This window comes from Luteimonas lutimaris (genome assembly GCF_039537065.1).
In the GTDB taxonomy this organism is placed as follows: domain Bacteria; phylum Pseudomonadota; class Gammaproteobacteria; order Xanthomonadales; family Xanthomonadaceae; genus Luteimonas; species Luteimonas lutimaris.
In genome coordinates, this window is record NZ_BAAAZU010000003.1 from 243,184 (window position 1) to 263,684 (window position 20,501).

Below are 20,501 nucleotides of genomic sequence, written 5' to 3' on the forward strand. Positions count from 1 at the left end.
CAGACGCTGCGTCTGCTGGGGGCGTTTATGCCGCCGGCAGGGCGTCCGGACCCGGCAGGGTCAGGCGGAAGCAGGCGCCGCCGGCGGGGACGGAGACGTATTCGAGGTTGGCGCCGTTGGCGCGGCACAGTTCGCGGGCGATGTAGAGGCCGAGGCCAGTGCCGTGCTCGGAGGTGGTGAAGAACGGGCGGAACAGCTGCGCCAGTACGCCGTCGGGGATGCCGGGGCCGCGGTCGAGGACTTCGATCACGGGGGTGTCGCCGCGCTTTTCCACCCGCAGGATCACCCGCGCCGGCTGGCCGGGCATGCGGCCGTAGCGCAGCGAGTTCTGCAGCAGCACGGTCAGCACCTGCTGCAGGTGGCGCGGGTCGACCAGCACCGGCAGCGACGACACGCCGGCGCTGAGTTTGATCTCGTCCACGTCCGGCGGCACGGTTTCGAGGTATTCGTCGAGGAAGCGGCGGGCGAAGATCACCAGGTCGATGTTTTCCGGCTGCGCGCGCTCGCGCCGGGCCAGGCCGAGGACGCTTTCGACGATGCCGTTGGTGCGCATGCACTGCTGGTGGACGATCTGCAGCAGGCGGCGGTCGCTGTCGTCGAGGTTGTTCGATTCTTCCAGCAGCTGGGTGGCGTAGCTGATCGCCGCCAGCGGGTTGCGGATCTCGTGGGCGAGGCTGGCCGAAAAGCGGCCCATCGCGGCCAGGGTCAGCGATTCGGCGCGGCGCGAGACCATCGAGGTGTCGTCGAGGAACACCAGGGTGGTTTCGCCGTCCACCAGCAGGCGGGCGAAGCGGGGCAGGATCTCGACCTGGTCGGCCGTCTCGCCGAGCAGGATGGGGGCGTCGACGAGGACGCCGTCGTGGCGCCAGGCCTGCAGGCGCGCAGCCAGGTCGGGGGCGATGTCGCGGATGTTGCGCGGCTTGCCGTCGACGCTGAGATCGACGTCGCCCAGCAGCATCAGCGCGGCCTCGTTGGCCAAGCGCACGAAGCCGCTGCCGTCGATCAGCAGCACCCCGGTGCGCATGCGGCGGATGATCAGGCCGTTGATTTCGTTGAGGTTGGCGGCCTCGGCGGCGCGCAGGCCGGCCACGGCGTGCGATTCGCGCATCTGCCGGCCCAACAGGTTGCTGACCGTGGCGATGGCGAAAAAGCTCACCGAGAACATCAGCACTTCGGAGAACGGGCGCCCGGCGTCGCCGCCGCCGATGGTGCTCCACAGGAATTCGCCGACGACCGCGCACCCGGCCGCGGCGGCCACGCTCATCGCCAGCGGCAGCGGCACCAGCAGCGCGGCGGCGCCGACGTTGAACAGCAGCATCATCGCCACGCCCGGCGCGACGCCAGGGATGGCATGGGTGATCAGCGCGGCGACGATGATGTCGACGCCAACCCCGACGCAGGCCTGCCAGGCCAGCGAGGAGCGGTCGCGGCGCGAGGCCAGCAGCAGGGCCAGCGCCATCGGCAGGTACGCGATGGCGACGGTGACGGCCAGGAACCGGTCGCGCGGCTCGCTGAGCAGGCCGCCGAAGGGGCTGAAGACGACGAGCGCCAGCAGCGATGCCTCGAGCGTGCGGTACAGCGCGAACAGGTACAGCTCGCGGCGCAGCGCAACTTCGATGGCGTCGGGGCTGGCGGGCTTGCGCGTCAAGGGCGGTCCTGGCGGCGGCGTGGGGTCGAGTATAGGCGGCGGGCGGGCAGGGACAGGGCGCAAAGCTCCATGGCCTGGTAGGAGCGGCTTCAGCCGCGAGCCTTTGCTGTTGCCCCTCCCCCTGCGAAAGGGCTGGGGAAGGATGCCTTTGGAATCAGCCTGATCCGTGACCACACCCTCCCGACCTCCCCTGCCGTCGCAGGGGGAGGGACAAAAGCTCGCGGCTGAAGCCGCTCCTACCAGGCGTGCAGGCGGGCACGCCGGGCTGCGACCAACGTCGGTTTTGCCCGGGGCGGCCGCATCGGCGAGAATGGCGGGCCCGCCCGCGCTCCCGCGGCTGCCCATCCGGCAGCGGCGGCCGCCCGCGGCCCGGCCCCAGGCCGGCCTGTCTTTCCACGCATGGACCCCACATGAATTTCCACGAATACCAGGCGAAGCAGTTGTTTGCCGATTACGGCATTGCAGTCCCGGCCGGGCGCGTCGCGCGCACGCCGGAAGAGGCGGTCGACGCCGCCAAGGCGATCGGCGGCGACTTCTGGGTCGTCAAGGCGCAGATCCACGCCGGCGGCCGCGGCAAGGCCGGCGGCGTCAAGCTGGCCCGCACCCTCGACGAGGTGCGCGAGTACGCCAAGGGCATGCTCGGCCAGAAGATGGAGACCTACCAGTCGGCCGGCGTCGCATTGCCGATCGACCAGGTGCTGGTCACCCAGGCCACCGATATCGCGCAGGAGCTGTACCTGTCGGTGCTGGTCGACCGCGGCACGCAGTCGGTGACCTTCATCGCCTCCAGCGAGGGTGGCGTGGAGATCGAGAAGACCGCCGAGGAGAATCCCGACGCGATCCAGACCCTCAACGTCAACTTCGTCCAGGGCCTGCAGCCCTACCAGTGCCGTGACATGGGCTTCGCCCTGGGCCTGACCGCCAAGCAGGTCAACCAGCTGACCAGGATCATGCTGGGCCTGTTCAAGCTGTTCAACGAGAAGGACCTGGCGCTGGTGGAGCTCAACCCGCTGGCGGTGCTGAAGTCCGGCGACCTGGCCGTGCTCGACGGCAAGGTCAACTCCGATGACAACGCCACCTTCCGCCACCCCGACCTGGCCGCGATGCGCGACATCCGCCAGGAGGACGAGACGGAAGTGAAGGCCAGCCAGTACGACCTCAACTACGTGACCATGGACGGCAACATCGGCTGCATGGTCAACGGCGCGGGCCTGGCGATGGCGACGATGGACGTGATCAAGCTGGAAGGCGGCGAGCCTGCCAACTTCCTCGACGTCGGCGGCGGCGCCACCAAGGAGCGCGTGACCGAGGCGTTCAAGCTGATCCTCTCGTCCGACGACGTGAAGGCGATCTTCGTCAACATCTTCGGCGGCATCGTGCGCTGCGACATGATCGCCGAGGGCATCATCGCCGCGGTCAAGGAAGTCGACGTCAAGGTGCCGGTGGTCGTGCGCCTGGAAGGCACCAACGTCGAAGAGGGCAAGGCGCTGCTGAAGTCCAGCGGCCTGGCGATCACGCCGGCCGACGACATCAACGACGGCGCGAAGAAGGCGGTCGAGGCGGCGAAGGCCGCCTGATCCCGGGCAACCACATCCTGTAGGAGCGGCTTCAGCCGCGAGCTTTTCCGGCGGTAATCGAAAAGCAAGAGCTCGCGGCTGAAGCCGCTCCTACAAGAACCATCCAAGGATTCACATGAGCGTTTTGGTCAACAAGAGCACCAAGGTCATCGTCCAGGGCTTCACCGGCACCCAGGGCACTTTCCACGCCGAGCAGATGATCGACTACGGCACCAAGGTCGTCGGTGGCGTGACGCCGGGCAAGGGCGGCAGCGAGCATCTCGGCCTGCCGGTGTTCAACACCGTCGCCGATGCGGTCGCCGAGACCGGCGCCAACGCCTCGGTCATCTACGTGCCGCCGCCGTACGCGGCCGACGCGATCCTGGAAGCGGCCGATGCCGGCATCAAGGTCATCGTCGCCATCACCGAGGGCATCCCGGTGCTGGACATGCTGCGGGTCAAGAACACGCTGAAGGGCTACGACGACGTCGTCCTGGTCGGCCCCAACTGCCCGGGCATCATCACCCCCGGCGAGTGCAAGATCGGCATCATGCCCGGCCACATCCACCAGCCGGGCAAGGTCGCGATCGTCTCGCGCTCGGGCACGCTGACGTACGAGGCGGTCAAGCAGACCTCCGACGCGGGCCTGGGCCAGTCGACGGTGATCGGCATCGGCGGCGATCCGATCAACGGCCTGAACTTCATCGACTGCCTGAAGCTGTTCCAGGACGACGCGCAGACCGAGGGCATCATCATGGTCGGCGAGATCGGCGGCAGCGCCGAGGAAGAGGCGGCCGAGTTCATCGCCGAGTACGTGACCAAGCCGGTGGTGGGTTTCATCGCCGGTGCGTCGGCGCCCAAGGGCAAGCGCATGGGCCACGCGGGCGCGATCGCCTCCGGCGGCGCGGGCACGGCCGAGGGCAAGTTCGCGGCGCTGGAGAAGGCGGGCGTGACGACGGTGAAGTCGCCCGGCGACCTGGGCGCGGCGATTGCGAAGCGGCTCAAGGGCTGATCCTCGCGTCGCGACATATTGCTGACGGAAAGGCCGCCTCCGGGCGGCCTTTTTCGTGGAGTCGCGTTGACATGCGCGCTTCTGATGCGCATCATCTCTGCGCATCCAGGAGGATCAGATCATGCGCATCCACGAGGACTACGCCGGGTACGGCAAGCGTGCCACCAACGTCAGTGTCAACCAGGGGCTGCTGGAAGATGCGAAGGCGCTGGACATCAACCTGTCCGCCACGCTGGAAAAGGCGCTGGAAGCCGAAGTGCGTGCGAGGAAGCGCGAACAGTGGCTGGAAGAGAACCGTGAGGCGATCGCCGCCTACAATGCGCGCATCGGGCACGACGGCGTGTTCAGCCCGATGTTTCGAAAGTCCTGATGCGTCAGTTCTGCGTGTACCGCAACCTCAATGCAGCCACGCGCGCGGTGTACCCACTGCTGCTCAACGTCCAGAGTGACCTGATTTCCGAAACAGGAACCCGTGTGGTGGTGCCGATGATGCGTGCGGACAGGGGCATGCCCGCAATACCGCCCCTGGTGCCGACGGTTCCGATCAAGGGCGAGCCCCACGTGCTGGTGACGCCCTTGCTTGCCGGCGCGGAACTCGCCGACCTCGGCGCGCTCGAGGCGGATCTTTCCGAAGATCGCAGCATGATCATGGCGGCCCTCGATTTGCTGATCTCGGGTATCTGAGGTGCATCGGTTGCGCATCGCCCTGGCCCAGTCCGACTTCGCCGTCGGCGCCGTCGCCCGCAACGCCGAGCGCATCGCGGCGATGATCGTCGAGGCGCGCGACCTGCATCGCGCCGACGTGGTGCTGTTCCCGGAGCTGGCGATCAGCGGCTACCCGCCGGAGGATCTGCTGGCGCGGCCGCAGTTCCTGCTCGATTGCGAGGCGGCGCTGCAGCGCATCGCCGAAGGCGTGACCGGCATCGTGGCGATGGTGGGCTGGCCGCAGTCGGCCGGCAGCATCGTCTACAACGCGGTCAGCGTGCTGCGCGACGGCGGCATCGACACCACCTACCGCAAGCGCGAGCTCCCCAACTACGCGGTGTTCGACGAGCGCCGCCATTTCGACGTCGATCCGGACGGCGGCCCGTGCGTGGTCGAGGTCAACGGCGTCGGCGTGGGGGTGATGATCTGCGAGGACCTGTGGTTCCCCGAGCCGCTGGCGCAGACGGTGGCCGCCGGCGCGCGGGTGGTGCTGGTGCCCAATGCGTCGCCGTTCGAACGCGACAAGCACGCCCAGCGCGATGCGCTGCTGGAGGCGCGCACGCGCGAAGTGCGCGAACGCGGCGGTGCGGTGGGGATCGCCTACCTCAACACGGTGGGCGGGCAGGACGGGCTGGTGTTCGATGGCGCCTCGGTGCTGGCCGACGCCGACGGCCACGTGCATCCGGCCGCGCGCGCGTTCGAAGCGCACTGGCTGGTGACGGATTTCGACGCGGGCTCGGGCGCGTTCACCCCGGTGGCCTGGCCGGTGGAGGAGGACGAGGGCCGCGAGGCACTGGCCTGGCGCGCGATCGTGCTCGGCACCCGCGACTACTGCCGCAAGAACGGTTTCGACAAGGTCTGGCTGGGGCTGTCGGGCGGGATTGATTCGTCGGTGGTGCTGGCGCTGGCGGTGGACGCGCTGGGCGCCGAAAACGTCACCGCCGTGCGCATGCCTTCGCGCTACACGGCGGGGCTGTCGAACGACCTGGCGCAGGAACAGTGCGACGCGCTGGGGGTGAAACTGCTGGCGCTGCCGATCGAGAAGCCGTTCCAGGGCTTCCTCGACGCGCTGGGCGAGGTGTTCGAGGGCCGAGAGGTCGACACCACCGAGGAAAACCTGCAGTCGCGCACCCGCGGCGCGCTGCTGATGGCGCTGTCGAACAAGTTCGGCGGGCTGGTGCTGACCACCGGCAACAAGAGCGAGTATGCCGTCGGCTACGCCACGATCTACGGCGACATGTGCGGTGGCTACGCGCCGATCAAGGACCTGTACAAGACCGAGGTGTTCGCGGTGTCGAAGTGGCGCAACGCGATCGCCGGCGCGCCGGTGATCCCGCCGGCGGTGATCGCGCGGCCGCCGTCGGCGGAACTGCGCCCGGACCAGCTCGACCAGGATTCGCTACCGCCCTACGACGTGCTCGACGCGATCCTGCTGCGCCACATCGACCAGGACCAGGCCCGCGACGAGATCGTCAGGGCGGGCTTCGACGCGACCACGGTCGACCGCGTGCTGCGGCTGGTGCGCACCAGCGAGTGGAAGCGCCACCAGTCCGCGCCCGGGCCGAAGGTGTCGCGGCGCGCATTCGGGCGCGAGCGGCGGTATCCGATCAGCAACGGATACGCGGGGTAGGACGCCGGGGGCATCCGCGCCGCTTGATGGCCGCCAACGAAAACGCCGCCCCTGGGGCGGCGTTCCTGCTTTTCTGTGCGATCCGGTGCCCGGCGCTACTCGTCGTCCCTGTTTTCCAGCGGTGACTTCTCGCCGGCAAACGGGTTCAGCTTGCGGATCGTCCACGGATAGTCCGGCCAGTCGCCCTTGAAGTAGGCGTGCTGCGGGTCGTTGGCCTTGAGCACGCGCTCGGCGTCGCTGGCGAGGGTTTCGTTGCCCAGGCGGGTGTAGGCGGTGGCGAGCAGGGCGACGGCGTCGTTCTGGTACTCGCTCTGCGGATAGGTCTCCAGCAGGTACTTGGCGCGCTCGACCACGCTGACGTTGGCGCCACGGCGCAGGTAGTACAGGCCCACGTCGATGTCGTGGCGGGCAAACGTGTTGCGCAGCGCGACCATCCGCTGGCGCGCGTCGGCGGCGTAGCGGCTGTTGGGGTAGCGCGTGGCGACGGTGTTGAAGTCGTTGTAGCCCTGCATCGGCGTGGCCAGGTCGCGGCGGCTGGCGTCGAGTGTCCACACCCGCTGCAGGAACACCGTGTCGCGGTTGGCGTTCACCAGCCCGCGCAGGTAGTACATGTAGGCGATGTTGCGATGGGTGGGGTAGGTGCGGATGAAGCGGTCGATCGAGGAGATCGCCTCCTCGTTGTTGCCGCTCTTATAGTGCGCGTAGGCGGTTTCCATCAGCGCCTGCTCGGTGTACGGCCCGTACGGGTACTGTGCCACCAGCCGACGGTAGACGCGGACGGCGCCGTTCCAGTTGCCGCCGTGCATCATCTTCTGGCCGCGGGTGTAGAGCTCCTCGACCGGTTGGCCTTCCAGGGCGTCCTTGTCCTTGAATGCGCCCTTCAGGCGTGCGCAGCCCGAGGCGGTGAACAGCACCAGCAGCAGCAGGAGCAGGACGTGGCGCAGGGACGGCAGGCGTGGGGTCATGGAGGGCCGGTTGGGCGTAGGGGACACGAAGGGCGGATAATAACAGCCCGTGATCGCCATCGCGGTCCGTGACTGAACCGAAACCTTCCGCATGTCCAGCCACTCCGCGTCTCCTCCCAATCCTCCCGAACAGCGCAGCGCCCAGGTGCCGGAATCGGCCGCCGGCCGCCGTTTCGACGCCGTCCTGGCCGAGCTGTTCCCCGAATTTTCGCGCTCGCGCCTGGCCGAATGGATCAAGTCCGGCGACGCCCTGCTGGACGGCAAGGCCGTGCGCCCGCGCGAGCCCGTCCGCGGCGGCGAGGCGGTGGCGCTGGCGGTCCAGCTGGACACCCAGACCGAGGCCGAGCCGCAGGACATCCCGCTCACCGTCCTGCACGAGGACGCCGATGTCTTCGTGATCGACAAGCCCGCCGGGCTGGTCGTGCACCCGGGCGCGGGCAACCCGGACGGCACCCTGGTCAACGGGCTGCTGTTCCGCGACCCGGCGCTGGCGGCGCTGCCGCGCGCGGGCATCGTGCACCGGCTCGACAAGGACACCTCGGGCGTCATGGTCGTGGCGCGCACGCTGCAGGCGCACGCCGCGCTGGTCGAACAGCTCTCCGCGCGCGCCGTGCACCGCCAGTACCTGGCGATCGTGGTCGGCGCGCTGGTCAGCGGCGGCACCGCGGACACGGCCATCGACCGCCACCCGCGCGACCGCCTGCGCATGGCGGTGCGCGACGACGGGCGCCAGGCGGTCACCCATTACCGCCTGCGCGAGCGCTTCCGCGCGCACACCGCGCTGGAATGCCGGCTGGAAACCGGCCGCACCCACCAGATCCGCGTGCACATGGCGCACCTGAAGCATCCGATCGTCGGCGATCCGCTGTATGGCGGGTCGCTGCGGCTGCCGCGCGGGGCATCGGAGGAGCTGGTCGCGGCGCTGCGCGCGTTCAAGCGCCAGGCGCTGCACGCCGAGACGCTGGAGTTCGTGCACCCGCTCAGCGGCGAGCCGCTGCGCTGCAGCGCAGCGGTGCCGGCGGACATGCTGGAACTGCTGCGGCTGCTGCGGGAGGACACTGCCGCGCATGCGGAGGCGGGGCGCAGATGAGCGCTGCATCCAGCCCTTTTCCGCTTGCGGGAGAGGGAGGCGCGCAGCGCCGGGTGAGGGCCCGCTTTTGATTCCCATTGACGCCTGCGCGCATCCTGACCCATGACATCGACGCGACCTGACGCACCCCCACCCCAACCCCTCTCCCGTGAACGGGAGAAGGGCTTTGACGCGCGGGGCTTCGCGCTGCGCGCGGATTGGGATGCGCCGGCAAACGTCCATGCCTTCACCACGCTGCGCTTCGGCGCCGGCACGTCGCAGGCGCCGTTTGACGCCTTCAACCTCGGCAATGCGCGCGCGGCCGACGGGGACGACCCCGCCACGGTGGCCCGCAACCGCGCCGAACTGGCCGAGCGCGCCGGCCTGCCGTCGCCGCCATGCTGGCTGCGGCAGGTACACGGGACGCGGGTGCTGCGCTTCGACGCCCCGGTCGCGGACGAGCCCGAAGCCGACGCCGCCGTCACCGCGACGCCGGGCGTCGTACTCGCGATCCTCACCGCCGACTGCCTGCCGGTGGTGCTGGCCGCACGCGACGGCAGCGAGGTCGCCGCGGCGCACGCCGGCTGGCGCGGGCTGGCCGCGGGCGTGCTGGAGGAAACGGTGGCGGCAATGCATGCCGCGCCCGGCGACCTCGTGGCGTGGCTGGGCCCGGCCGCCGGCCCGCAGGCCTACGAGATCGGCAGCGAGGTCTTCGACGCCTTCGTCTCGCGCGACGCGCGTACGGAACCGGCGTTCACCGCCACCCGCCCCGGCCACTGGCGCGTCGACCTGTACGCACTCGCACGCCGACGCCTGGCCGATGCCGGCGTCGCCGCGGTCCACGGCGGCGGCCTGTGCACGATTTCCGACGCGAAGCGCTTCTTCTCCCACCGCCGCGACGGCCGCAGCGGCCGCATCGCGACCCTGGCCTGGATTGCGGACAGGGAAGCTCGCGCATGACCTCGTGCTACCGGCTTGCCGTTGCGATCCTGGCGTTGTGCGGTTGCGCACCGGCAATGGCGCAGGAGGCAGGGGATGATGGACCCGAAAGCCGCTTCGTGATGGACATCGATGCCTCGACCCGTGCCGATATCGTGGTCGGCGAGCACAACCTTCGCGTCACCGTGCATCCTGGGGAAGTCGTGCAGGTGCTGGACGAAACGGCGTCCGACGAAGAGGGCAGGTTCCATGTCGGCCGGGATGACTTCAACTTCGACGGCCACGTGGACCTGTCGACGTGGGCCGTTGTCGGGCAGGTGAACCAGAGCGTCGTGGTGTACCTCTACGACCCTGCCGATCGCCGCTTTCACATCCTGCGGACGCCGGACAATGCGCCGGTCAACTGCGAAGGCTTCTGGGACCTCACCCCGCACGCTGAACTCCGGCTGTTGACGAGCTCCTGCCGCGGCGGACCGATGTGGTTCACGGATGTCTACCGCTTCACGCCGCAAGGCGAGTTGTATGTGTACCGGTCGCAGCGCCGGATCATGTCGCCCTTGATCACTGGCATGCTCGAGTTCGGTACCGACGACGTGCCCATCGCGTCGGTGTGGACGACTTATGACGGTGCAGGCAACGCGCTCGATACGTGGGTGGGAACCGATCCTCTTCGACCGGTGCCGCTCATGCTTACGATGGCCGAGCCGCTTGGGATACGCGATATGCCCGGGGGTTTCCTGTTGCCCGTGCAGCTGGCGGCGGGCGAGCAGGTGGAAGTGCTGGATGTCAGCCAGGAAGAGAACTGGATGAAAGTCCGAATTGCGGGGCCTGCGAAACGGCCTGCCATCACCGGGTGGGTTGCCGTGCCCGGGGAGGGCGCGTCTCCATGAGTCGCCGGGCATGGTGCCGGCGTGTGAGGGGCCGTCGCCATGGGCCGCGGGCCGCTATCCTTGAACCGGATCAACCCAATGGGTCGAGTAAGGTCCGTGCCATCTGTGGCGTCGGGCTCCCAATGTAACCGGACCTGCATGACGCCAACCCTGTTCCAGCGCCTGCTCGGCGCGTCCTTCTATTCACTCCCCGACAGCGTGCGCGCGCTGCATGGCATCCGCGGCCGCGCCCGCTACGCCGGGCGCGCCACGATCCTGCGCGGGCGCAATCCGCTGGGGCGACTGTGCGCGATGGTCGCCGGCCTGCCGGGCGCGCGCGAGGACGTGCCGACGACGGTGGATTTCGACGCGCGTCCCGATGGCGAGACCTGGCAGCGCAACTTCGGCGGCCGGCGCATGCGTTCGCGCCTGCGCCGCGACGGTCGCGTGCTGGTCGAACGCCTCGGGCCGCTGCGGTTTCGCTTCGCGCTGCACGCCAACAACGGCTCCATCTGGTGGCGCGTCGTCGGGGTGAAGCTGTTCGGCGTGCTGCCGTTGCCGGCGTCGTGGTTCGACGGCGTGTACTGCCGCGAGGGTGAGCACGAAGGCCGTTACACCTTCGAGGTCGAGGCGGCGCTGCCGCTGTGCGGGCGGCTGATCCGCTACGAGGGTTGGCTTGAACCCGACGCCGGCTGACGCCGCTGACGGCGCCATCGTCGTCTTCGACGGCGTGTGCGTGCTGTGCAGCGGCTGGGTGCGTTTCCTGCTGCGTCGCGACCGCGCGCGGCGGTTCCGCTTCGCCGCGATGCAGGACGACGCCGGACGCCGGCTGCTCGCCGCGCACGGCCTCGACCCGGACGACCCGATGTCGTTCCTGCTGCTCGACGCCTCCGGTGCGCGCACCGACAGCGACGCGATCATCGCCGTGCTCATGCATCTGGGCGGGCCGTGGCGCGCGGCGCGCGCGCTGCGGCTGTTGCCGCGGCGGCTGCGCGACCGCCTCTACCGCGCGCTGGCGCGGAACCGGTATCGCTGGTTCGGCCGCCGCGACGCCTGCTACCTGCCGCCGGACGACGAACGCGACCGCTTCCTCACGGGCGACGCCGTCGTGACGGCCCGGCCGCGACAATAGCCATCAAACGCTTTCCAGGAGTACCCCCATGACCGCCAGGACCCGAGCCGAACTTGCCGCCGTGCAAGGCGTCGCCGCGATCCGCGACGCCGCCACCGCCGGCTTCGTCTTCAACCACACCATGCTGCGGATCAAGGATCCGCGCGCGTCGCTGGATTTCTACACCCGCGTGCTCGGCTTCTCGCTGGCGCGCAAGGTCGACTTCGAGCAGGCGAAGTTCTCGCTGTACTTCCTGGTGCTGGCCGAGCTCGACGACCTGCCCGACGGCGATGAAGAACGCCGCCAGTGGCTGGCGCGCCAGCGCGGCGTGCTCGAACTGACCCACAACCACGGCACCGAATCGCAGCCCGGCCCCGTCTACCACGACGGCAACAGCGAACCGCGCGGCTTCGGCCACATCTGCGTCAGCGTGCCCGACGTGCGCGCCGCCTGCGCGCGGATGGAGGCGATGGGCGTGCCGTTCCAGAAGAAGCTCAGCGACGGCAGCATGCGCGAGATCGCCTTCATCAAGGACCCGGACGGCTACTGGATCGAGCTGATCCAGCCGCTGCCGCTGGACTGAACCAAAAGGTCAGGAGGACTGCAAATGCGGAAGGGAACTCCGGTCGTGAACCGCCGCTTCTCGTGCGCGGCGCTCGTGCTGGCCGGCTGCCTCGTGGTACCGGTGGCGCGCGCGGCCTCGTTCGACTGCGACGCCGCGCGCACGGACGTCGAACGCGCGATCTGCGCCGACGACCAGCTTGGCCGGGAGGACGAGCTGCTCGCGGAGGCCTATGGCGCCGTGCGCAAGGAGATGCCGATCGCGGACCGCGCCGGGCTGCTGCGCGAACAGCGCGCCTGGCTGCGGCGGCGTGACGCCTGCGTTGCTGGTGATGGCGATGAGACGACAGGCTGCCTGCGCGATGCCATGCAGGCACGCAGGCGCGAGCTGGGTGCCCGGCTCGCGCGCGTCCGCGCTGCTTTCGACAAGGTGATTGCCTCCATTCCTGCCGCTCCGGGGACGGCGGCGCAGGAGCTGTCCGGATACGACTCGGGTCTCGCGCAGGCATGGCTGCTCTACCTGGCCCGCCATGCGCTGCAGGAAGGCCAGCTGCTGCCGCAGGCACCATCGCTGCGCAAACAGGCGCGGGAGGCACTGCGCAAGATGGATGAAGTCGCGGCCTCGGTGCTCGACGATGTCTACGCCGCAGGCGGCGACGACGCGGAAGCAGAGGGCGACATGACGCTGCTGCGCATGTGGATCGAGCGGTCGTACAACGGCGACCGCGCCTATGTGCACTGTTTCGTGTTCCATCGCCAGCCGGCGCTGGCGTTCGGGACCATGGGTGCGTTGTACGGATCCACGCGCGACATTGACGCGCCGGTGTGCGATCCGGAAGGCGACCTGTTCGATAGCGCGCAATGGATCCGGCTGCGCGAAGCATTCGAGCCCGTCGTCGCGGTCACCCATGACATGGATTCAGGGACCATCCGGTTCGCGGATTTCGCCCAGTGGCGGCTGCGGGCCCTGCAGCTCACGGTCGTGCCGCTGGACTTCCTCGATCCTCTGCCGGGTGGCGGCGAACTCGGGTCACCCGAGCAGGCCATCGCCGACTGGAAGAATGATGACGCGTGGCCACCCGACGCGCGCGCCGAGGCAATCGCGGCGCTGGCGTCGGTACGGCGCACCACCATCGACTGGTTGCGGACGCAGCGCGGACTGGATGTCGGCCAGGCCGCGCAGGTGGCCGAAGCGTACCTGCGGGGTTGGGTGCACGGGCAGCTGAGCTATGCGGGGGAGAGCCTCTAGGACGGGGTCACCGGGTGGCTCGCGAACTGGCGCGAACCCATCTCACGGAATCTTGAAACGGCGGCGCGCACCCTTACTTCTGGAGCATCGCCGGCGACGCCGGCCTCCCGGTTCTGAGGACACCCGCCCATGCGCATGGACAAACTCACCTCGCGTTTCCAGCAGGCGCTGGCCGACGCGCAGTCGCTGGCCGTGGGCCGCGACAACAACCTGATCGAACCCACCCACCTGCTGCTGGCGCTGCTGGACCAGTCCGGTGGCGGCACGCGGCCGCTGCTCACCCAGGCCGGCGTCAACGTGCCGGTGCTGCGCGAGCGCCTGGTCGAGGCGCTGGACAAGCTGCCGAAGGTGTCCGGACAGGACGGCCAGATCTCGGTCGGCAACGACCTGTCGCGCCTGCTCAACGTCACCGACAAGCTGGCGCAGCAGCGCGGCGATGCGTTCATCGCGTCCGAGCTGTTCGTGCTCGCCGCGCTCGACGACAAGGGCGAGGCCGGTCGTGCGCTCAAGGCCGCCGGTGCCGACAAGGCGCGGCTCGAGACGGCGATCGACAACATGCGCGGCGGCGAGAAGGTGCAGGACGAGAACGCCGAGGACGCGCGCCAGGCGCTGGAGAAGTACACCATCGATCTCACCGCGCGCAGCGAGAAGGGCAAGCTCGACCCGGTGATCGGCCGCGACGAGGAGATCCGCCGCACCATCCAGGTGCTGCAGCGCCGGACCAAGAACAACCCGGTGCTGATCGGCGAGCCCGGCGTGGGCAAGACCGCGATCGTCGAGGGCCTGGCGCAGCGCATCGTCAACAACGAGGTGCCCGAGGGCCTGCGCGGCAAGCGCGTGCTGTCGCTGGACATGGGCGCGCTGATCGCCGGCGCCAAGTTCCGCGGCGAGTTCGAGGAGCGACTGAAGGCGGTGCTCAACGACCTGGCCAAGAACGAGGGCCAGATCATCCTGTTCATCGACGAACTGCACACCATGGTCGGCGCGGGCAAGGCCGAGGGCGCGATGGACGCGGGCAACATGCTCAAGCCGGCGCTCGCGCGCGGCGAGCTGCACTGCATCGGCGCCACCACGCTGGACGAATACCGCAAGTACGTCGAGAAGGACGCCGCGCTGGAGCGCCGCTTCCAGAAGGTGTTTGTCGGCGAGCCGAGCGTGGAGGACACGATCGCGATCCTGCGCGGGCTGAAGGAAAAGTACGCCGTGCATCACGGCGTCGAGATCACCGACCCGGCGATCGTCGCCGCGGCCACGCTCTCGCACCGCTACATCGCCGATCGCCAGTTGCCCGACAAGGCCATCGACCTGATGGACGAGGCCGCCTCGCGCATCCGCATGGAGATCGACTCGAAACCTGAAGAACTCGACCGCAAGGAGCGGCGCCTGATCCAGCTCAAGATCCAGCGCGAGGCGCTGAAGAAGGAGAAGGACGCGGCGTCGAAGCAGCGCCTGGCCGACCTGGAATCCGAGATCGAAGTGCTCGAGCGCGAGTACAACGACCTGGAGGAAGTGTGGAAGGCCGAGAAGGCCACGCTGCAGGGCGCCACGAAGGTGAAGGAGCAGATCGAGGCCGCCAAGCTGGAGCTGGAGTCCGCGCAGCGCCGCCAGGACTACGCGCGCATGAGCGAGATCCAGTACGGCAAGTTGCCGGAACTGGAAAAGCAGCTCAAGGCCGCGCAGGAAGCCGAGACGAAGGGCTTCACCCTGCTGCAGGACAAGGTCACCGCCGAGGAGATCGCGGAAGTCGTCTCGCGCTGGACCGGCATCCCGGTCAGCAAGATGCTCGAGGGCGAGCGCGAGAAGCTGCTGAAGATGGAGGACGTGCTGCACACGCGCGTGGTTGGCCAGGAAGAGGCGATCAAGGTCGTGTCCGATGCCGTGCGCCGCTCGCGCGCGGGGCTGAGCGATCCCAACCGGCCGAGCGGTTCGTTCCTGTTCCTCGGCCCGACCGGCGTCGGCAAGACCGAGCTGTGCAAGGCGCTGGCCGAATTCCTGTTCGACAGCAGCGATGCGATGGTGCGCATCGACATGAGCGAGTTCATGGAGAAGCACTCGGTCGCGCGCCTGATCGGCGCCCCCCCCGGCTACGTCGGCTACGAGGAGGGCGGCTACCTCACCGAAGCCGTGCGCCGGCGCCCGTACAGCGTGATCCTGCTCGACGAGGTCGAGAAGGCGCATCCGGACGTGTTCAACATCCTGCTGCAGGTGCTCGACGACGGCCGCCTGACCGACGGCCAGGGGCGCACGGTCGACTTCCGCAACGCGGTGATCGTGATGACCTCCAACCTCGGCTCGCACCAGATCCAGGAGCTCGACGGCGACGGCTCGCCCGAGGCCTACACGCAGATGAAGGCCGCGGTGATGGGCGTGGTGCAGGCGCACTTCCGGCCGGAGTTCATCAACCGGCTCGACGACATCGTCGTGTTCCATCCGCTGGACAAGGCGCAGATCAAGTCCATCGCGCGCATCCAGATGCGCGGGCTGGAGGCGCGGCTGGCAGAGCGCGGCATCCGCATCGAGGTGTCCGACAGGGCGTTCGACCTGCTGGGCAACGTCGGCTTCGACCCGGTCTACGGCGCGCGGCCGCTCAAGCGCGCGATCCAGCAGCAGCTGGAAAACCCGCTGGCGTCGAAGATCCTGGCCGGCGAGTTCGGCAACGGCGACACCGTGAAGGTGGATGCCGAGGGCGGGCAGCTGGTATTCGCCAAGGGCTGACCTCCGATCGTGAACCCCCGTGGGGAGAGTCACTGAAGGTGACCCGACCTGTGGGAACTCGGTCTGTGGGAGCGGCCATGGCCGCGATTGCCCTTGATCTTCCAGCAAGGGCATCGCGGCCATGGCCGCTCCCACAAGAGGTGGCCGTGACGACGCGGCAAAGTCCTACCCGGAGTGACGCCATTTCCTGATGGAAACTGCGTACTCGCCGGCCAACCATCTCCGCATGGAACGCCCCCGCTCCCATGCCCTGCGTCGCGGCCGCTGGTCGGAAACCGGCCGCATCTACCTGGTGACCTTTGTCGCCGCGCAGCGCGAGGCGCTTTTCACGGAATGGAAAACGGCAGCACCCGTTGCGCGCGGCCTGTCCGCGCCCGATGCGTGGCTGGACTCCAACTTGCTGTGCTGGGTCCTGATGCCCGATCACTGGCATGGCCTGGTGGAACTCGGGGCTGGAGAATCCCTGTCGCGTAATGTCGGACGTGCGAAAGCCGCCGCCTGTCGAGCTTGGACACGGGAATCCGATCGTGCGACTTCACCTTGGCAACCAGGTTTCCACGATCGCGCCCTGCGTTCCGAAGACCAGGCAGTTGACGCCGCACGCTACATCGTCGCCAATCCAATCCGGGCAAAACTGGTGCGACGACTGGTCGATTACCCTTACTGGGATGCGGTGTGGCTGTAAGCGGGAAGCGGCCCCGTGGAGAAGGCCGGCTTTGCAGTAATGGCCTTCTGGGAGTTGATTTTGTGGGAGCGGCCATGGCCGCGATTGCCTTTGATCTTCCAGCAAAAGCAATCGCGGCCATGGCCGCTCCCACAGGGAACAGAGGTGGACGGGCTGCGCTGGTGCCGGACTCAGGCGGTCGTGCGCGCCGGCCGGTAGGGGGGCGTGGCCATGACCATTTCAGCCAGCGAATAGGCCAGTTCGCGCTCGGCCAGGACCGCGCCGTCGGCGCCGTGTTCGAGCAGGTGTTTGACCTCGGTGTCGCTGTGCGCGCGGGCGAGGACGGTGATCCCGGGGTTGAGCGCCTTGAGCCGGGCGATCGCTTCGCCGGCCTCCAGGGCGTGCGGGATCGCGAACACCGCCATCTTCGCCCGCTCCGGCGCGGCTTCCTGCATCACGCGCTCGGCGGCGATGTTGCCGCGCACCGACGGGAACCCGTCCGCGCGGGCGCGCGCCACGCTGTCTGCGTCGCCTTCCACCACCACGACCGGCACGCCGCGTGCGCGCAGCAGGCCGGCGAGCTGGCCACCGACGCGACCGAAGCCGACGACGATGGCGTGGTCGGTCACGTCGTCGGGCACGTGGTGCGCGGCGGCGTCGTCGGCCAGCACCTTGTCGGCGTCGCGCGCCTGCTGGGCCTGCTCGTGCGCATCCTCGCGCGCCAGCCAGCGGTCGACCACGCGGAACACCACCGGGTTGAGCATGATCGAGATCAGCGCGCCGGCCAGCACCAGGTCCTGCGCCTGCTTGGGCATGATGTCCAGGGTCACGCCCAGGCCGGCGATGATGAAGGCGAATTCGCCGATCTGCGCCAGGCTCGCGGAGATTGTCAGCGCCGTGCGGTTGGGATGCCCGAACGCGCGCACGATCAGGTACGCCGCCGCCGACTTGCCGAACAGGATGATGAAGGCCGTGGCCAGGATCAGCAGCGGCTGCTCGAGCAGGCTGTGCGGGTCGAACAGCATGCCCACCGAGACGAAGAACAGCACCGCGAACGCGTCGCGCATCGGCAGCGAGTCCTGCGCCGCCTTGTGGCTGAGTTCGGACTCGTTGAGCAGCATGCCGGCGAAGAACGCGCCGAGCGCGAACGACACCCCGAACAGCTCCGCGGAGCCGACCGCGATGCCGAGCGCGATCGACAGCACCGCCAGCGTGAACAGCTCGCGCGAACCGGTGCCGGCGGTGTTCTCGAGCAGCCACGGGATCACCCGCCGCCCCACCACCAGCATCACCCCGACGAACAATCCCACCTGCACCAGCGTGGTGAGGATCTTGACCACGATGTCGCCGAAGGTGATCGCTTCCTCCCCCTTGGCGCCGAGCACGCTTGCGATCACCGGCATCAGCACCAGCGCCAGCACGCAGGCCAGGTCCTCGACGATCAGCCAGCCCACCGCGATGCGCCCGCGCTGGGTTTCCAGCAGGCGCCGCTCTTCCATCGCGCGCAGCAGGACCACGGTGGACGCGGTGGCCAGCGAGAACCCGAAGATGACGCCGTGCAGGGTCGGCCAGCCCAGCAGCGCCGACAGGCCCCAGCCGAGCAGGGTGGCGACGGCGATCTGCACGATCGCGCCGGGGATGGCGATCGCCTTGACCGCCATCAGGTCCTTGAGCGAGAAGTGCAGGCCGACGCCGAACATCAGCAGGATCACGCCGATTTCAGCCAGCTGCGGTGCCAGCGACTGGTCGCCGACGAAGCCGGGCGTGAACGGGCCGGCGACGATGCCGGCGATCAGGTAGCCCACCAGCGGCGACAGCCGCAGCCGCCGCGCAGCCATGCCCAGCACGAAGGCCAGCACGAAGCCCACGCACAGGATGGCGATCAGCGACGTGTGGTGGGGCATCGACCGGCCTGCGGGGGAGGGAAAACGATAGTGAAGGGCTGGCACGATCGATGCAACGCGCGCAGCCCGGACCTGACGTGGGCGCGGCTCGCGTCGCGGGCCTTGCGGGTGCGGCGGATGTCGAAGGGGACCGCACTTCCGCCGTGATTTAATGGCCGGGGATCGCAACGGGGAAAGTGCATGAGGGCAGAGAGCTGCGCGCCGCTGCGGCGCCTGGTGTTGGGCATGTTGCTGGCCGTTCCGGCAGGCGCCGCGCTGGCCGCGGTGCCGCTGCGGGTGGACCTGGACGCGGCGGCAACGCAGCCGGTGTCGGGGCGGCTGCTGGTGTTCGTGATCCCGGCCGCCGAGGCGGAGGAACAGGCCGGTGACGGCAAGGTCGAGGAAGTGGATGCCAGCCCGTTCCGGCCCACACTGGTCAGCGTCGCGGCGCGGGAGGTGTCGCGCCTCGCGCCGGGCGATGCGATCGCCGTCGATGCCGATGCCGTTGCGTTTCCGGCCGGCTTCTCGTCGCTGCCGGCGGGCGACTACTACCTGCAGGCAGTGCTGGATGCCAACCACGACTACAACTACGGCGGCCGCGGCGCCGGCGACGTGGTCAGCAGGGCGGTTAAGGCGCGGCTGCCGGCGAAGCAGGCGATCGCGCTGACGCTGTCCGACGTGCTGCCCGAACGCGAGGCCTGGCAGTTCCCGCCGCGGATGATGGACGAGGCCACGACGAAGCATCTCGACGAGGCGCGCCGGCGTGCGCAGCCACTGGATTTCGTCAGCCCGGCGCTGAGCGCGTTCCGGGGGCAGCCGGTGCACATGCGCGGCTGGGTGCTGCTGCCGCCGGACTACGATTCCGGCAAGGACACCTACCCGGTGGTGTACTTCACCCATGGTTTCGGCGGCAACCTGCACTACCTCGCCGCCAACGCCGCGACCATGTACGGCCGGATGGCGGAGGGCCTGGTTCCGCCGATGATCGGCGTGTTCCTCGATGAATCCGGGCCCACGGGGACCCACGAGTTCGCCGATTCGGTCAACAACGGGCCCTGGGGCGAGGCGCTGACCACGGAGCTGATCCCGTGGCTTGAAGCCCGGTACCGCATGGATGCGAAGCCGTCGGGGCGCCTGCTCACCGGGCATTCGTCGGGCGGCTGGGCGACGCTGTGGCTGCAGGTGCGCTATCCGAAGCTGTTCGGGGGGACCTGGTCGACCGCGCCGGACCCGAGCGATTTCCACGACTTCACCGGCGTCGACCTGTACGCGGACGGCGCCAACGTCTACCGCAGGCCCGACGGAACGCCGTATCCGCTGGTGCGCAGCAAGGGCGAGGTGATCGCCACCTTCGAGCAGTTCGCGAGGCTGGAGCGCGTGCTCGGCGAATACGGCGGGCAGATGGCCTCGTTCGACTGGGTGTTTTCGCCGCGCGGCGCGGACGGGCGGCCACAGCCGATGTTCGACCGCGACACCGGTGCAGTCGATCCGCAGGTTGCCGCGTACTGGCGCGAGCACTACGACATCTCGCACAGGCTGAAGACGCAATGGTCGGCGCTGCGGCCCGACCTCGACGGCAAGATCCGCGTGATCATCGGCGACGCCGATACCTTCTACCTCGACGGCGCCGCGCGCAGGCTGAAGGACACGCTCGATGCCATCGGCGCGAAGGCCGAAGTGCGCTTCGTGCCCGGCCGCACCCACTCGGACCTGTACGCCGAGGGCGACGATCGCCAGGCGCTGGCGAAGACGATCGCCTGGGAAATGTGGGCGGTGGCACGGCCGGACTCCCCGCTGAAGCCGCCGGCGCCCGCGCAGGAAGCTGCGGTGGAAGCCGACGCCGCGCACTGATGCCACCTTCTTTCCCGTGGCCGGGAGAGGTGCTTGCCGTCCTGCAGTCCGGATGCATGGACAAGGCCCCGCCG

The 20,501-nt window shown here is 69.0% G+C and carries 18 protein-coding genes; 15 read left to right on the plus strand and 3 right to left on the minus strand.

Annotated elements, in window-relative coordinates:
• Positions 1 to 25: 25 nt before the first annotated feature.
• Complete coding sequence (locus ABD679_RS03190; protein WP_344758489.1) at positions 26 to 1,648, minus strand: sensor histidine kinase; 1,623 nt, start codon at positions 1,646 to 1,648, stop codon at positions 26 to 28.
• A 410-nt stretch (positions 1,649 to 2,058) separates the two neighbouring features.
• Between ABD679_RS03190 and sucC the strand changes: the two genes are divergently transcribed.
• The 5 genes from sucC to ABD679_RS03215 all read left to right on the plus strand — a co-directional run bounded on the left by sucC (position 2,059) and on the right by ABD679_RS03215 (position 6,551).
• Positions 2,059 to 3,225, plus strand: coding sequence for an ADP-forming succinate--CoA ligase subunit beta (sucC, locus tag ABD679_RS03195; RefSeq protein WP_344758490.1), 1,167 nt, complete (start codon positions 2,059 to 2,061; stop codon positions 3,223 to 3,225).
• A gap of 115 nt (positions 3,226 to 3,340) precedes the next feature.
• Positions 3,341 to 4,216, plus strand: a complete 876-nt coding sequence (gene sucD / locus ABD679_RS03200; RefSeq protein ID WP_344758491.1) for a succinate--CoA ligase subunit alpha — start codon at positions 3,341 to 3,343, stop codon at positions 4,214 to 4,216.
• Positions 4,217 to 4,337: 121 nt separating this feature from the next.
• Positions 4,338 to 4,586 carry a type II toxin-antitoxin system CcdA family antitoxin gene (locus ABD679_RS03205; protein WP_344758492.1) on the plus strand — a complete coding sequence of 83 codons (249 nt, stop codon included), beginning with the start codon at positions 4,338 to 4,340 and terminating at the stop codon, positions 4,584 to 4,586.
• Positions 4,586 to 4,900 (plus strand): CcdB family protein, encoded by a 315-nt coding sequence (locus tag ABD679_RS03210; RefSeq protein WP_344758493.1) that lies wholly within the window; start codon positions 4,586 to 4,588, stop codon positions 4,898 to 4,900. The genes ABD679_RS03205 and ABD679_RS03210 overlap by 1 nt, the downstream gene beginning before the upstream one ends.
• Before the next feature lies 1 nt (position 4,901).
• A complete protein-coding gene (locus ABD679_RS03215) occupies positions 4,902 to 6,551 on the plus strand; it encodes an NAD+ synthase (RefSeq protein WP_344758494.1) in 1,650 nt (549 codons plus the stop codon).
• A 95-nt stretch (positions 6,552 to 6,646) separates the two neighbouring features.
• Here ABD679_RS03215 and ABD679_RS03220 read toward each other — a convergent pair whose 3' ends face one another.
• Positions 6,647 to 7,516: an outer membrane protein assembly factor BamD gene (locus ABD679_RS03220; RefSeq protein WP_344758495.1), complete on the minus strand. Its 870-nt coding sequence runs from the start codon at positions 7,514 to 7,516 to the stop codon at positions 6,647 to 6,649.
• Between the two features lie 91 nt (positions 7,517 to 7,607).
• Between ABD679_RS03220 and rluD the strand changes: the two genes are divergently transcribed.
• The 9 genes from rluD (at position 7,608) to ABD679_RS03265 (ending at position 16,714) form a co-directional block, all read left to right on the plus strand.
• Positions 7,608 to 8,606, plus strand: coding sequence for a 23S rRNA pseudouridine(1911/1915/1917) synthase RluD (gene rluD, locus ABD679_RS03225; RefSeq protein WP_344758496.1), 999 nt, complete (start codon positions 7,608 to 7,610; stop codon positions 8,604 to 8,606).
• 102 nt (positions 8,607 to 8,708) lie between these two features.
• On the plus strand, positions 8,709 to 9,545 hold the full coding sequence (gene pgeF / locus ABD679_RS03230; RefSeq protein ID WP_344758497.1) for a peptidoglycan editing factor PgeF: 837 nt from the start codon (positions 8,709 to 8,711) through the stop codon (positions 9,543 to 9,545).
• Positions 9,542 to 10,414 carry an XAC2610-related protein gene (locus ABD679_RS03235; RefSeq protein WP_344758498.1) on the plus strand — a complete coding sequence of 291 codons (873 nt, stop codon included), beginning with the start codon at positions 9,542 to 9,544 and terminating at the stop codon, positions 10,412 to 10,414. Before pgeF ends, ABD679_RS03235 begins: the two co-directional genes overlap by 4 nt.
• A 138-nt stretch (positions 10,415 to 10,552) precedes the next feature.
• Positions 10,553 to 11,089 carry a DUF4166 domain-containing protein gene (locus ABD679_RS03240; protein WP_344758499.1) on the plus strand — a complete coding sequence of 179 codons (537 nt, stop codon included), beginning with the start codon at positions 10,553 to 10,555 and terminating at the stop codon, positions 11,087 to 11,089.
• Entirely contained in the window at positions 11,070 to 11,525 is a 456-nt protein-coding gene (locus ABD679_RS03245; RefSeq protein WP_344758500.1) for a thiol-disulfide oxidoreductase DCC family protein, read from the plus strand. The genes ABD679_RS03240 and ABD679_RS03245 overlap by 20 nt, the downstream gene beginning before the upstream one ends.
• A 28-nt stretch (positions 11,526 to 11,553) precedes the next feature.
• Entirely contained in the window at positions 11,554 to 12,087 is a 534-nt protein-coding gene (gloA, locus tag ABD679_RS03250) for a lactoylglutathione lyase (RefSeq protein WP_344758501.1), read from the plus strand.
• A gap of 45 nt (positions 12,088 to 12,132) precedes the next feature.
• Positions 12,133 to 13,314, plus strand: a complete 1,182-nt coding sequence (locus ABD679_RS03255) for a lysozyme inhibitor LprI family protein (RefSeq protein WP_344758502.1) — start codon at positions 12,133 to 12,135, stop codon at positions 13,312 to 13,314.
• Between the two features lie 129 nt (positions 13,315 to 13,443).
• Entirely contained in the window at positions 13,444 to 16,029 is a 2,586-nt protein-coding gene (gene clpB / locus ABD679_RS03260; RefSeq protein ID WP_344758503.1) for an ATP-dependent chaperone ClpB, read from the plus strand.
• A gap of 226 nt (positions 16,030 to 16,255) precedes the next feature.
• Positions 16,256 to 16,714, plus strand: coding sequence for an REP-associated tyrosine transposase (locus ABD679_RS03265; protein WP_344758504.1), 459 nt, complete (start codon positions 16,256 to 16,258; stop codon positions 16,712 to 16,714).
• Between the two features lie 170 nt (positions 16,715 to 16,884).
• Here ABD679_RS03265 and ybaL read toward each other — a convergent pair whose 3' ends face one another.
• Positions 16,885 to 18,597, minus strand: a complete 1,713-nt coding sequence (ybaL, locus tag ABD679_RS03270) for a YbaL family putative K(+) efflux transporter (RefSeq protein ID WP_344758505.1) — start codon at positions 18,595 to 18,597, stop codon at positions 16,885 to 16,887.
• Positions 18,598 to 18,777: 180 nt separating this feature from the next.
• Between ybaL and ABD679_RS03275 the strand changes: the two genes are divergently transcribed.
• The gene (locus ABD679_RS03275; RefSeq protein WP_344758506.1) at positions 18,778 to 20,427 is read left to right on the plus strand and encodes an alpha/beta hydrolase-fold protein; all 1,650 of its coding nucleotides are present in this window, start codon (positions 18,778 to 18,780) and stop codon (positions 20,425 to 20,427) included.
• Positions 20,428 to 20,501: the final 74 nt, after the last annotated feature.